General features: G+C 64.7%; 14 protein-coding genes. 9 read left to right on the top strand and 5 right to left on the bottom strand.

Features of this window, described 5'->3' with window-relative positions; genetic code table 11:
• The first annotated feature begins 258 nt into the window (after positions 1 to 258).
• The 4 genes from thiO (at position 259) to thiE (ending at position 3,180) form a co-directional block, all read left to right on the top strand.
• Positions 259 to 1,335 (top strand): glycine oxidase ThiO, encoded by a 1,077-nt coding sequence (thiO, locus tag ACP7AD_RS18170; RefSeq protein WP_426149149.1) that lies wholly within the window; start codon positions 259 to 261, stop codon positions 1,333 to 1,335.
• Positions 1,332 to 1,541, top strand: coding sequence for a sulfur carrier protein ThiS (thiS, locus tag ACP7AD_RS18175; RefSeq protein WP_426149150.1), 210 nt, complete (start codon positions 1,332 to 1,334; stop codon positions 1,539 to 1,541). The genes thiO and thiS overlap by 4 nt, the downstream gene beginning before the upstream one ends.
• Positions 1,542 to 1,759: 218 nt before the next feature.
• Complete coding sequence (locus ACP7AD_RS18180; RefSeq protein ID WP_426149160.1) at positions 1,760 to 2,521, top strand: thiazole synthase; 762 nt, start codon at positions 1,760 to 1,762, stop codon at positions 2,519 to 2,521.
• Positions 2,518 to 3,180 (top strand): thiamine phosphate synthase, encoded by a 663-nt coding sequence (gene thiE, locus ACP7AD_RS18185; protein WP_426149151.1) that lies wholly within the window; start codon positions 2,518 to 2,520, stop codon positions 3,178 to 3,180. The genes ACP7AD_RS18180 and thiE overlap by 4 nt, the downstream gene beginning before the upstream one ends.
• A gap of 67 nt (positions 3,181 to 3,247) precedes the next feature.
• On the opposite strand, the gene ACP7AD_RS18190 is transcribed toward thiE, so the two are convergent.
• Entirely contained in the window at positions 3,248 to 4,357 is a 1,110-nt protein-coding gene (locus tag ACP7AD_RS18190; protein WP_426149152.1) for an alkene reductase, read from the bottom strand.
• Between the two features lie 465 nt (positions 4,358 to 4,822).
• Here ACP7AD_RS18190 and ACP7AD_RS18195 point away from each other — a divergent pair, with 465 nt between their 5' ends.
• Genes ACP7AD_RS18195 through ACP7AD_RS18205 form a run of 3 tightly spaced genes read left to right on the top strand, consistent with a single transcriptional unit; the run spans position 4,823 to position 6,240 of the window.
• The gene (locus ACP7AD_RS18195) at positions 4,823 to 5,008 is read left to right on the top strand and encodes a DUF1328 domain-containing protein (protein WP_426149153.1); all 186 of its coding nucleotides are present in this window, start codon (positions 4,823 to 4,825) and stop codon (positions 5,006 to 5,008) included.
• Complete coding sequence (locus tag ACP7AD_RS18200; protein WP_426149154.1) at positions 5,008 to 5,322, top strand: hypothetical protein; 315 nt, start codon at positions 5,008 to 5,010, stop codon at positions 5,320 to 5,322. The genes ACP7AD_RS18195 and ACP7AD_RS18200 overlap by 1 nt, the downstream gene beginning before the upstream one ends.
• Positions 5,323 to 5,382: 60 nt before the next feature.
• Positions 5,383 to 6,240 carry a transglutaminase-like domain-containing protein gene (locus tag ACP7AD_RS18205; protein ID WP_426149155.1) on the top strand — a complete coding sequence of 286 codons (858 nt, stop codon included), beginning with the start codon at positions 5,383 to 5,385 and terminating at the stop codon, positions 6,238 to 6,240.
• A gap of 9 nt (positions 6,241 to 6,249) precedes the next feature.
• On the opposite strand, the gene ACP7AD_RS18210 is transcribed toward ACP7AD_RS18205, so the two are convergent.
• The 4 genes from ACP7AD_RS18210 to ACP7AD_RS18225 form a co-directional block, all read right to left on the bottom strand.
• Positions 6,250 to 7,023 carry a class II aldolase/adducin family protein gene (locus ACP7AD_RS18210; protein WP_029526826.1) on the bottom strand — a complete coding sequence of 258 codons (774 nt, stop codon included), beginning with the start codon at positions 7,021 to 7,023 and terminating at the stop codon, positions 6,250 to 6,252.
• A 201-nt stretch (positions 7,024 to 7,224) separates the two neighbouring features.
• Entirely contained in the window at positions 7,225 to 8,073 is an 849-nt protein-coding gene (locus ACP7AD_RS18215; RefSeq protein ID WP_426149156.1) for a fumarylacetoacetate hydrolase family protein, read from the bottom strand.
• A 204-nt stretch (positions 8,074 to 8,277) separates the two neighbouring features.
• Positions 8,278 to 9,339, bottom strand: coding sequence for a TAXI family TRAP transporter solute-binding subunit (locus ACP7AD_RS18220; protein ID WP_426149157.1), 1,062 nt, complete (start codon positions 9,337 to 9,339; stop codon positions 8,278 to 8,280).
• Positions 9,340 to 9,364: 25 nt separating this feature from the next.
• Positions 9,365 to 10,057: a hypothetical protein gene (locus ACP7AD_RS18225; protein WP_426149158.1), complete on the bottom strand. Its 693-nt coding sequence runs from the start codon at positions 10,055 to 10,057 to the stop codon at positions 9,365 to 9,367.
• A gap of 787 nt (positions 10,058 to 10,844) precedes the next feature.
• Between ACP7AD_RS18225 and ACP7AD_RS18230 the strand changes: the two genes are divergently transcribed.
• Together ACP7AD_RS18230 and ACP7AD_RS18235 are read left to right on the top strand one after the other, a co-directional pair.
• A complete protein-coding gene (locus ACP7AD_RS18230) occupies positions 10,845 to 11,153 on the top strand; it encodes a hypothetical protein (protein WP_426166375.1) in 309 nt (102 codons plus the stop codon).
• A gap of 82 nt (positions 11,154 to 11,235) precedes the next feature.
• A partial coding sequence (locus tag ACP7AD_RS18235) for an IS4/Tn5 family transposase DNA-binding protein (protein WP_426166346.1) occupies positions 11,236 to 11,303 on the top strand: 68 nt, incomplete at its 3' end.

Consider the following 11,303-nt stretch of genomic DNA (forward strand, 5'->3'; position numbering starts at 1 on the left):
CAAAGCCTTTATCATGCCCTGCTGGCCTTGCTCAGAAGCAACCCGCTTTAATCGCCTCTGCTTCCTAAGCCCCTAAAAAAATATCTTCTGGCGCATGCAGGACGTGCGCTACAGCCACTTTTTATATAAATTCAACGCGGTTTTGCCCGAGACAGATTTTTTATCCACTTTTGCGCCCGCCGCCGGCCCCCATCCCAACCTTCCCCCAGAGGGGGAAGGAGCAAGGCGGGGCGGCTGGCAACCACGAGTCAATCCATCATGAACGCTCCCCTCCATATCGGCATCGCCGGCGCCGGCTTGGCCGGCCGCACGCTGGCCTGGCGACTGCTGCGCGCCGGCTGCCGCGTCACTTTGTTCGATTCGCGGCCGCGCGATGCGCTGGACACCGCGAGCATGACGGCAGCGGCCATGCTGTCGCCGCTGGCCGAACTGGCGGTGTCGGACGACGCCGTGTTCGCGCTCGGCCAGCGCTCGATGCAGCTTTGGCCGCGCTGGATTGCCGAGCTGGCCGAAAGCGGCGGCGAGCCGGTGTATTTCCGTCAGAAAGGCACGCTGGTCGTGGCGCACGCGCCGGACCAGAGCTCGCTCGACCATTTCAGCCGGCTGCTGCAGCACAAGCTGCCCGACGCGTGCCGCGCGCAGGTCCACACGCTGGACGCGGCCGGGCTGGCCGCGCAGGAGCCGGCGCTGGCCGGGCGTTTTGGCGGCGGCCTGTTTCTGGAAAGCGAAGGCCAGCTGGCCAACGACCAGTGGATGGCCGCGCTAGCGACTGAAATTGACCGGCTGGGCGTGACCTGGCACGAAGGCGTGGCGGTTGAGCGGGTCGAGGAAGGCCGCATCGTCTGCGCCAGCGGAGCGCATGCGGTCGATGTGGCGGTCGATGCGCGCGGCGTGGGCAGCCAGGCGCAGTGGCCGCAGGTGCGCGGCGTGCGCGGCGAGGTGCTGCGCGTCGAATGCCCCGGCGTCACCCTGCAGCGGCCGGTGCGGCTGATGCATCCGCGCTATGCGCTGTATGTGGCGCCGCGCCCGGACCACCAGTTCGTCGTCGGCGCGACCGAGCTGGAGTCGGAAGACACCGGCCCGGTCACGCTGCGCTCGACGCTGGAACTGGGCAGCGCGCTCTACAGCCTGCACCCGGCTTTTGGCGAGGCGCGGGTCTTGCGCCTGTCGGCCGCGCTGCGCCCGGCGCTCGACGACCACCGGCCGGCAGTCGCGCTGCGCGGCGGCGTCTGGCACATCAACGGCCTGTACCGGCATGGCTATCTGTGCGCGCCGGCGGTGGTCGATGAACTGGCCCATAAACTCTTGGGCATTGAACCCAAGGAGGCGGCATGAGCAATTTTGAAATTTCCCTGAACGGTGAGCGCATCGCCACCCAGGCGGCCACGCTGCACGCGCTGCTGCTGGAGCGCGGCTACGATTTGAAAAGCGCCTTTGCCTGCGCCATCAACAGCGGCTTCGTGCCGCGGCCGCAGTGGCCGGAACGCAATTTGCAGGGCGGCGACCGCATCGACGTGGTCACGCCAATAACGGGAGGCTAAGAATGGCACACCCCCGCCGGGCGCTCACTGCGTGTAGCGCCCAACCCCCCTTGCAGGGGGCAACGCCTATGGCCTGGCAAAGCCAGTTCCATGGCGTTTACTGATAGAAAGCAATACCTGCGCCGTGTACTGCGCACGGGCTAATTAAAGAAGCAATTCACATGACTATTTCCGCAGCCCTTCCCATCGCCCACGGCAGCCCTTGGACGGTGGCCGGTATGACATTGAACAGCCGGTTTTTCCTCGGCACTTCGCATTACCCGTCGCCGCAGGTGCTGGGCGACGCGGTGCGCGCCAGTGGCACCGAAGTGCTGACCGTCGGCCTGCGCCGGCTGCAGCCCGAGAGCGGCGGCGGCGCGAGCTTCTGGCAGCGCATCCAGGCGCTGGGCTGCCACATCCTGCCCAACACGGCAGGCTGCCACTCTGCCCTTGAGGCCATCACGCTGGCGCAGATGGCGCGCGAGATTTTCGGCACGGCGTGGATCAAGCTCGAAGTGATCGGCGACGACTACACGCTGCAGCCCGACACCGTGGCCACGCTGGAGGCCGCCACGGCACTGGCGAAGGACGGCTTTTCGGTCTTCGCCTACACCACCGACGACCTGGTGATGGCGCAGCGGCTGCATGCGGCGGGCTGCGCGGCGGTGATGCCGTGGGCCGCGCCCATCGGCACCGGGCGCGGGCCTTTGAACCCCTACGCGCTGGAAACCATGCGCCGGCGCCTGCCGGATGCGGTGCTGATCGTCGATGCCGGACTGGGCCGGCCGTCGCATGCCGCGCAGGTGATGGAGCTGGGCTTTGACGCCGTGCTGCTGAACACCGCCGTCGCGCAAGCAGGCGACCCGGTGCGCATGGCGCGCGCCTTTGCCGATGGCGTGGCGGCGGGCCGCGCCGCTTACGAATCGACACCGATGCCCGAGCGCGCTGCGGCGCAGGCTTCGACCACAACGGTTGGCGTGCCGTTCTGGCATGCCTCATGAAAACGCCTGATGCCATGACCACGACGCCTTTTGCCCCCCTGACCGGCCCTATCGGCTTTTATCCCGTCGTGCACGACGCCGCCTGGGTGCAGCGCCTGCTCGACTGGGGCGTGCGCACCGTCCAATTGCGTTTCAAGGCCGCCGGCCACACGCCGGCCGAGATCGAGGGCGAAGTGCGCGCCGCCGTCGAAGCGGGCAAAAAAGTGTCGGGCGCGCAGGTCTTCATCAATGACCACTGGCAGTTCGCGCTGGCCGCTGGGGCCTATGGCGTACACCTCGGCCAGGAAGACCTCGACACCGCCGACATCGACGCCCTGCGCCGCGCTGGCCTGCGCCTGGGCCTGAGCACCCACACGCCGGCCGAACTGGCGCGCGCCCATGCGGTGCAGCCTAGTTACCTGGCGATTGGCCCGGTCTACCCGACAACGCTCAAGGTCATGCCTTACGAGCCGGTCGGCTTGGAGCAACTCAAAGCCTGGGCCGCGCTGGCCGCGCCGTATCCGGTAGTGGCGATCGGCGGAATTTCGCTGGAGCGCCTGCCCGGCGTGCTGGCCTGCCTGAACGGCGGCAACGATGGCGTGGCGGTGGTCAGCGCGGTGACGCTGGCGGCGGACCCCCGGCAGGCGGCGCTGGACGGCCTGCGGCTGGTCGCCAGCTGAAACGCGTCTCAAACGACATTTCATGCATCCAAATGCCTTGTTGCGCAGACGCAGCGGTCACTTTCAGCTATTCATTCGATAGCACTGGGTAGTCGGTGTAGCCTTCGGCGCCGCCACCGTAGAAGGTGGTCTTGTCAGGCTCGTTCAGCGGCGCATCCAGGCGCAGCCGCCTGACCAGGTCCGGATTGGCGATGAAGGGCTTGCCGAAGGCGACCAGGTCGGCGCCGTCCTTCAGGGCCTGCTCGGCCGTCGCCTTGTCGTAGCCGTTGTTGACCATCCAGGCGCCCTTGCCGCCGGCCGCGCGGTAGGCCGCCTTCAGCGCGGCATAGTCGAACGGTCGCTCGGGCATCTCGCGCGCGCCGCCGGTAGCGCCAACGATGAGGTGCACATACGCCAGATTCAGCTTGGCCAGCTGCTTGACGACGTACTCGAACAGCGGCTGCGGGTCGCTGTCAAACGCATCATTGGCTGGCGTGACCGGCGACAGCCGGATGCCGGTGCGGCCGCCGCCAATCGCGTCCACGATGGCGCGGGTGGCTTCGAGCATCAGCCGCGCGCGGTTGCGGATGGGGCCGCCGTAGTCGTCGGTGCGCTGGTTGGAGCCGTTCTTCAGGAACTGGTCGAGCAAATAGCCGTTGGCGCCATGGATTTCCACGCCGTCAAACCCGGCGGTGACCACCGCATTGAGCGCCGCCGCCCGGTAGGTGTGCACGATCTCGGGCAGTTCCCCCGCGTCGAGCGCGCGCGGCTCGGACGTGGCCACAAAAGTCGGCACGCCGTCCCGGATCAGCACCGTCTTGGTGTTGGCGGTGATGGCCGAAGGCGCCACCGGCTGGCCTCCGTCCGGCTGCAGGTCGCAATGCGAGACGCGGCCGACGTGCCAGAGCTGCACCACGATCTTTCCACCCTCGTCATGCACCGCCCCGGTCACGCGCTTCCAGCCGTCGAGCTGCTCGGTGCCGTACAGGCCGGGCACATCGGCATAACCCTGCGCCTGGTGGCTGATGGCCGTGGCTTCGGTGATCAAGAGGCCGGCCGTGGCGCGCTGGGCGTAGTACTCGGCCATGAGCGGGGTGGGAATGGCGTCGGGCGCGCGGTTGCGCGTCAGCGGCGCCATCACGATGCGGTTGGCCAGCTGCAGATCGCCGGCCTGAACGGTGTCGAATAAAGAAGGCATTGAATTTCCTGGTTCTGGTGTGAAAAGGCAGGCCGCCGGCCAGAACGGAGACACAGGCGTGCTGCACCGGATCGGCTTGTCCGGGCCGTCTGGCGCGCGGCAAGCCTTGAGAAAACTTAGCTGCCAATTATGAACCGGGGCTTGCAGCGCAGGCCACCCAAAGCCCCTGATTCTGGTCAAGGAAAACAGCTTTTGCCCGCGCTTCCCCGTTTGACCATCACGCCATAATGGCATGGAAAATGCGTCATTTCCCGGGCATTGAACCATGCCACGATAGAGAACTCTGACCGCCAGTCAGGCGGTATTTGCGGTACCGGCAAGGTGATGTCCTACAAGGCGCAACGGGTGGTGCTTATTTTGAAAACCGGCATGCGCTTTTAGGATGAAAAGCATCGTCTTACGGATGGTTTTAATGGATCGACGTGTGCCCCGGGCATGTGGCCAGGGCATTGAAGGGAGATAGAAATGGTCAAGTACGCAATTATCTTTGCGGTGATTTCACTGATTGCCGGCGCCCTGGGGTTCAGCGGCGTCGCAGTCGGGGCGGCAGGCATTGCCAAGGTGCTGTTCGGCCTGTTCCTGATCCTGGCGCTCATTTTCATCGTGCTGGCCGCGCTGGGCGTGGGCGCCGCCAAGAAAGTGATGAAGTGATGGAGCCTACCGACAGCAAGCCGCCCGCCTCGGTGGTGTCACGGTTGAAGGGCCGTATTTTCCAGGGCTGGTCGTCCCGGGAAGAACCCCGAGAAGCTGAAAGCCACCCGGTGCCAGCCATTGCGCCCCAGCGCCAGGTCGGGTTTCCTTCCCGAATTGCCGAGTTCCTGCTGGTGTTCCGGCTCAAGGCACGCCGCCGATCCGCGCTTTCCGCTGATATCCTGGAGCGCGCCGTCCGCGTCGTGTTCGTGACCTGCAAGAACTGGTTTGCCGGCACCGATTCGCATTCCCCCCGGCCGCGCAAGCATGATTAGCCGGCCGGCTTGTCACGCAGCCGGCCATTTTTTGTCTGTCCTTCAGGAAACACCCACCCCATGCACACCTCTTTGGTTGACTGCCTGCTTGAATACGAAGTGAGTAGCCCGGCGCATTTCCTGCTGAACATCGGCGCTGCGTTCCATGCCGGCCACGAGGTCGTCGAGGAGCGGCTGACCATCACGCCGAGCATGAAGGTGCGTCATTTTTCCGACGAGCGCAGCGGCAACCGCTTCGTTCGCCTGGACGCGCCCAAGGGCGTGCTGTCGGTCAACTACCACGCCCGGGTGCAGCTGCATCCGGCCCTGCAGCCGCTGCAACTGGACGAGACGCCCGTCAGCGCCCTGCCCGACGACGTATTGCACTACCTGATGCCCAGCCGATACTGTGAATCGGATTCGCTGCGCCGCGCGGCGCAGCAGCTGTTTGGCCACCTGCCGCCGGGCATGGGCCGGGTGCGCGCGGTGGAAAGCTGGATTCACGAATCAGTTGACTACCAGCCGGGCGTCACCCAGCCGACCACCACCGCGCAGGAGGTGTTCGTGCAGCGCGTGGGCGTGTGCCGCGACTTTGCGCACCTGGGCATCACGCTGTGCCGGGCGCTGAACATTCCGGCCCGGCTGGTGGTGGGCTATGTGAATTTCGCCGAGCCGCCGCAGGACTTTCACGCCGTGTTCGAGGCCTGGCTCGACGGCCGCTGGGTGCTGTTCGACGCCACGCGCATGGCGCCCATCGACCGGCTGGTGCGCATCGGCACCGGCCGCGACGCCAAGGACGTGGCCTTTGCCACGATTTTTGGCGAGGTGAAGATGCTGCGCAAGGAAATCACCGTCGACGAGGGCGACATGCCCGCCAATGGCGAGGGCAGCGCCGCCGAGCCGGCGGCTGCCGCATCGCTGGGCCTGGCCGGGTTTTAAGCGCCGCCGTCAGGTTTTGTAGCTGGTATCGCTCCGGTCCAGCTTGCGGATCAGCGACGGCCAGACAAAGGCGCCGCCCAGGCCGCCGGTCTGCACGCGCATGGCTTCGGAAACGCCCTTGACGATCAGCGGGTTGACCTGCGTCAGCGCGCCGCCGCCGGCCTGCGCGTCCACCTGGATGCGGCAGGCGTTTTCGAAGGTGTACATGCTCAAAAACGCGTCGGCAATCGATTTGCCGACTACCAGCAGGCCATGGTTGCGCAGCACCAGAAAATTGGCCCGGCCCAGGTCGGCCTGCAGGCGCGGCTTCTCGTCGTCCCTGAAGGCCACGCCTTCGTAGTCGTGGTAGGCCAGCGACGCCAGCACGAAGGTCGATTGCTGGCTGATGGGCAAGATGCCGCCGGCCTGCGCGCTGACGCCCACGCCGGCCCGCGTGTGGGTGTGCAGCACGCAGGCCGCGTCAAGCCGGGCTTCATGCACGGCGCTGTGGATCACGAAGCCGGCCGGGTTGACCGGAAACGGCGAGTCGATGACCTTGTTGCACTGTTCGTCCACCTTGACCAGGCTGGACGCGGTGATCTCGTCGAACATCAGGCCGTAGGGATTGATCAGGAACTGGTGCGCACCAAGGCCGCTAACCGACTCGGGCAATTTGGCGCTGATGTGGGTGAACACCAGGTCGCTCCAGCCGTACAGCGCCACCAGCCGGTAGCAGGCCGCCAGGTCGCAGCGCAGCTGCCATTCTTCGGCGCTGACCGCGCCCTGCAGGGAAGGAATGTTCATGGGGTGCCTCCTGGGATATACGTGATGGGGCCGACAGCCTACAACGCCTGCCGCCCGCGACGGTGTTTCGCGGGCGACACCCCTGGCTCCGTCCCAGATGCAGGGCCGGGAAAATATCGGTTAGTGCTATTTAAAATATAGCTAATACCGCCCGTAGATAGTGCGAAAACCGGGCTTTTGGCTGTTTTTCGGGCGAATCACCTAACGCTGGAAAGCGACCACCACCTGCCGCTGCTCGCCCAGCCCGTCGATTCCCAGCGCGATCTGGTCGCCTGCTTTCAGGTAGACCGGCGGCTTCATGCCCATGCCGACGCCGGGCGGCGTGCCGGTGGTGATGACATCGCCGGGCTCCAGCGTCATGAACTGGCTCACATAGCTGACGATTTTGGCGACGCTGAAAATCATCGTTTGGGTCGAGCCGGTCTGCATGCGCCGGCCGTTGACGTCGAGCCACATGCCGAGGTTCTGCGGGTCGGCGACCTCATCGCGCGTGACCAGCCAGGGCCCGAGCGGGCCGAAGGTGTCGCAGCCCTTGCCCTTGTCCCAGGTGCCGCCGCGCTCGATCTGGAATTCGCGCTCGCTGACGTCGTTGATGGTGCAGTAGCCGGCGACGTGATGGAGCGCCTCGTCTTCGGTCACATAGCGCGCCCGGGTGCCGATGACCACGCCGAGTTCGACCTCCCAGTCGGTCTTGACCGAATCGCGCGGCAGCATGACGGCGTCGTCGGGGCCCTGGATGCAGCTGGTGGCCTTCATGAAGACGATGGGCTCGGCGGGAATCGGCAGCTCGGACTCGGCTGCATGGTCGGCGTAGTTCAGACCGATGGCGATGAACTTGCGCACGCCGGTCAGCGGGCTGCCCAGGCGCGGCGAACCAACGACTGCCGGCAGTGCGCTGGCGTCGTGCTGGCGCAGCGCTTCGAGCGCGGCATCGCCGAGCTGGTCGGGCCCGATGTCGCCGATCAGGCTGCTCAGGTCGCGCAGCTGGCCTTCGGCATCGATCAGGCCGGGTTTTTCCTGGCCCGGCGGGCCATAGCGAACGAGTTTCATGTCTTGTTCCTGGTGGTTGATGACAAATTGTCTTCAAAAACAAGCCGCACAACCGGAGGAACAATGCCGGCATCCACAATTTCGCGCTGGCGCGCGCCAAACTTCAGAATTCGCAGGAAATTACCCTGGCCGCTGGCAAGGTCGGCGCCTGCATTTGAGCCTGTTTCAACCCGCGTGGCGTTTTCCAGGCCCTGGCAACCGGAGCTATGGGCACAGGCCCAGGATGCTTTCCTGCTGCGAGCACATTTTGGCTGGTTGCCTTGATTTCACAACCGTTCCCATCTTGGCGGTTTCAGCCACGCAGGACCGAAGCTCGCGCGCCGTCGGGGCGTAGTAGATCCATCCTCGGCCGAGTTCCGGCAGGGAAAGTTCAACCTCTTTCCACTTCGGGTGCCCTTTTTCCTGGAGCTGCGAAAAGTTCTGGCACAAGGAGCGGGCCATGTTTCTCAGGTTATTTCCGGTGTCCTTGAGCCGGAAATCGTAGGTGACCAGAAAAGCCTTGACCGCCAGTCCCGGAATATCTTCTGCCAGCAGGCTGGGGTAATTGCTGGCGCGCACGGTGGCGGGAAAGTAGGTCTTGAGAACCGCTTCGCTGGAGGGGTGGTTAGGGTCGAACTTGAGCAGCTTGATGAGCTTTCGCGACTCGGGCTTCATGTCCACCAGCAGCTTGGCGGGCTGACCCGCAACCACGGCGACCACGTCAAGGGTCTTGTCGGTGACCAGTTTGGCCAGGGCCTCCTCGTTGGAAAGAAAGCTTGCGCTGTCGGGCATGGCCTCGTTGAACATCAGGCGGTAGAGCGTGGCCGATGTCAGCGCCGTGCCGCTTCCCAGCTCGCCCGCGTTGAGCTTGGCATTCATGATCTCGTGGATGAAGTTGCGCTCCGAATCGGCCCGCACGATGAAGTAAATTTCCTCGTTGTAAAGCGGCATGATCACGCGCAGCGGCCGTATCAAGGCGCTGGCGGCAGCATTTCCCTTGGCTGCGATGTCAAGATACGACTGGTAGACGTCTGACTGCACCAGGGCCAGCTTGACGCCTGGCTCGTAGCGCAGCAGTTTCACGTTCTCGGCCGATCCGGCTGACGGCAGCACGTCGAGCTGGATGTCCGCCGACGGCGCCACGAACTCGGCGAGATCGCGCCCTATCTTGATGTAGGTGCCGCGCTCGGACGCCGTCACGATCTTGTAATTCACTTCAGCCACCGCCGTCGAAGCGTGGCAAAGCATTGCTGCTGTCAGCAGTACGCTCAGGATCAGTTTGTCCATGCTGTTTTCTCCTGGTTCATGAAGGTCAGTCGCATAACCCCAGCGTTGCAACGGCCGGAGGGCATTCTTTAAGGACGGGCGGGGTCTGTCGGGGTTTTTCCCTGGCTTCAGTGGCCGGTGCAGGCCTGGCAGGCCGCCTCACCGCGATGCCGGGCCGCGAAGAGGCTGGTAACTTTTCTGCCCCGGCAACGCCATTTCCACCGGGCGACACAGGCGGTGCAGGCGACACAGGCGGTGCAGGTGATACAAGCGGTGCGGACTGCGGCTGCGCTAACTGCGCCAGTGCCTGCCGGACGGATGCCAGAGCGCTGGCCGCAAGCCGCGACCTGTCGTCGTTGTCGCCAAACCGGGTCGAATACGTCAGCAGGCTGTCGGCCATCAGGATTTGCGCGCGCGCCAGCAATTCGGCGCGGTTGGGGGCGGCGGCAGGACCTTCACGACGGCTGAGGTTTGCATAGTGCAGTCCAAGCCGGTATTTCGCGTCGGCGGACTCGACCGAAGCCGCGCCCTTGAGCTTGTCCGCGATCCTGCACGACATCAATAGGGCCACCTCGGCGTCGCGCGCACGGCCTGCGGCCGAGGCTTCCTGGCTCAGGACGACGAAAGAGGCAATGTCCACCGCCAGCAGGCCCGAAACGTCGGCCTGCATGGGAAACTGCCCGTCCTTGTCGCTCGCCACGCGCACCACAGGCTCCGAAGGACACATGACGAGTGACATCGCTGCCGCTTGCGCAGACTCGGGCCGTGCCGCAGTCGGTCTTTCGCTGCCCGGCAGGTCTGCAGGCGCTGTGTTCAGCAACAGCCATCCACCCAGTCCGGTGGCCGCGGCAATGGCTACCAACCACGGAGCAAAGGTCGTAAGTCGCCTCGGGCCAGACGCGGCGGGCTTGGGGACGGGGGCACTTGGCTGTGGTGGGCCAGGACGTTCAGAGAACGGCGAACTGTCGGGTTTCGGCGAATCAGGCGAGTGAATCAACGCTGACTCCCGTTCCCTCCATGCGTCCAGCAAGGCTGATGCACCGGGTGCTGGCGTCTGCTCGGATTCAGGCTCTGGCGGCGCTACATCGGACTTGGGCTGAGCTGACCCTGACGCTGAAGAGGACCCATCTGCTTTCAACGGCATAGACGGGGTTGGTTGCGGCGCAGGCTCGGCTTTGGGCAATTCACGGGTGAATGCCGCACGCCATTTGCTCCATGCTTTTTCCAGGATCATGTTCCGAGTACCAGACGCGTCGTGAAAAATGCCGCTGAACGCTTGATGATGCCCATGGACCGACCATATCCCTGCTGCACAAGCCCAGACGATGACGGAACAATACGTTGCAAAATTTGCAACCTTGCTTTCCATTGCAAAACCGTGCGCTCGCCGGAAAAAAGGCTGCAAGCTCTTGCGCTGGTCCTGACTTGTGCCCGAAGCCCTTCCTTGAAACGCAAGGCGCTGGAGGGGAAAAAATCATGCCAGGACGGGTAATGGTTACCCTGTTGCGAAGCTGTTGGCCAGCGGCTTGCGTCAACAGCCCACGCGCCGACAGATTGGCGTGGAACGCACGCAGCCCAAAAGTCCAGGGCGTCGCCCGGTCCAGCGGGTGCGGCTGATCTTCACCATCGAACTGCTGCCCTTGAAGTTGCGCGGGTTCACGTTGTTGCCGAGGCTGGCGCCCACTGTTTCGCCCCGGCTGTTCGCGGCCAGTGCGATCTCGGGCTCCGGCTTGTTCCAGGCCGAGCCCGAGTGGATGCCGACCTCCGGGCATTGCGGCCACAGCGCCATCACCGGCGTTCCGACCAAGGCAGGGGTGGCTGCCCTGCTAGCTTGAGCCGCAGAGGCAGCGGCCTGAAGGCATCCCATTACACACAAGTCCGTAACATAGGCAGCTCAATGACAAAAGAGGCGGATGGATGGGCTGGGCGGAACAAGAATTCGAGACGATTGATTTGGGTGACCCGCGTCTGAACCGGCGCGCCGT

This window comes from Polaromonas sp. DSP2-3-2b2 (assembly GCF_049895905.1).
Lineage (GTDB): Bacteria > Pseudomonadota > Gammaproteobacteria > Burkholderiales > Burkholderiaceae_C > Polaromonas.

Bases quoted from the DNA above. Each gene is read 5' to 3' on its own strand.
- thiO (WP_426149149.1), top strand. From the start codon at position 259: ATGAACGCTCCCCTCCATATCGGCATCGCCGGCGCCGGCTTGGCCGGC.
- ACP7AD_RS18215 (WP_426149156.1), bottom strand. From the start codon at position 8,073: ATGAAACTCGTTCGCTATGGCCCGCCGGGCCAGGAAAAACCCGGCCTG.
- ACP7AD_RS18195 (WP_426149153.1), top strand. From the start codon at position 4,823: ATGGTCAAGTACGCAATTATCTTTGCGGTGATTTCACTGATTGCCGGC.
- ACP7AD_RS18190 (WP_426149152.1), bottom strand. From the start codon at position 4,357: ATGCCTTCTTTATTCGACACCGTTCAGGCCGGCGATCTGCAGCTGGCC.
- ACP7AD_RS18220 (WP_426149157.1), bottom strand. From the start codon at position 9,339: ATGGACAAACTGATCCTGAGCGTACTGCTGACAGCAGCAATGCTTTGC.
- ACP7AD_RS18205 (WP_426149155.1), top strand. From the start codon at position 5,383: ATGCACACCTCTTTGGTTGACTGCCTGCTTGAATACGAAGTGAGTAGC.
- ACP7AD_RS18200 (WP_426149154.1), top strand. From the start codon at position 5,008: ATGGAGCCTACCGACAGCAAGCCGCCCGCCTCGGTGGTGTCACGGTTG.
- ACP7AD_RS18225 (WP_426149158.1), bottom strand. From the start codon at position 10,057: ATGTCACTCGTCATGTGTCCTTCGGAGCCTGTGGTGCGCGTGGCGAGC.
- thiE (WP_426149151.1), top strand. From the start codon at position 2,518: ATGAAAACGCCTGATGCCATGACCACGACGCCTTTTGCCCCCCTGACC.
- thiS (WP_426149150.1), top strand. From the start codon at position 1,332: ATGAGCAATTTTGAAATTTCCCTGAACGGTGAGCGCATCGCCACCCAG.
- ACP7AD_RS18210 (WP_029526826.1), bottom strand. From the start codon at position 7,023: ATGAACATTCCTTCCCTGCAGGGCGCGGTCAGCGCCGAAGAATGGCAG.
- ACP7AD_RS18180 (WP_426149160.1), top strand. From the start codon at position 1,760: ATGACATTGAACAGCCGGTTTTTCCTCGGCACTTCGCATTACCCGTCG.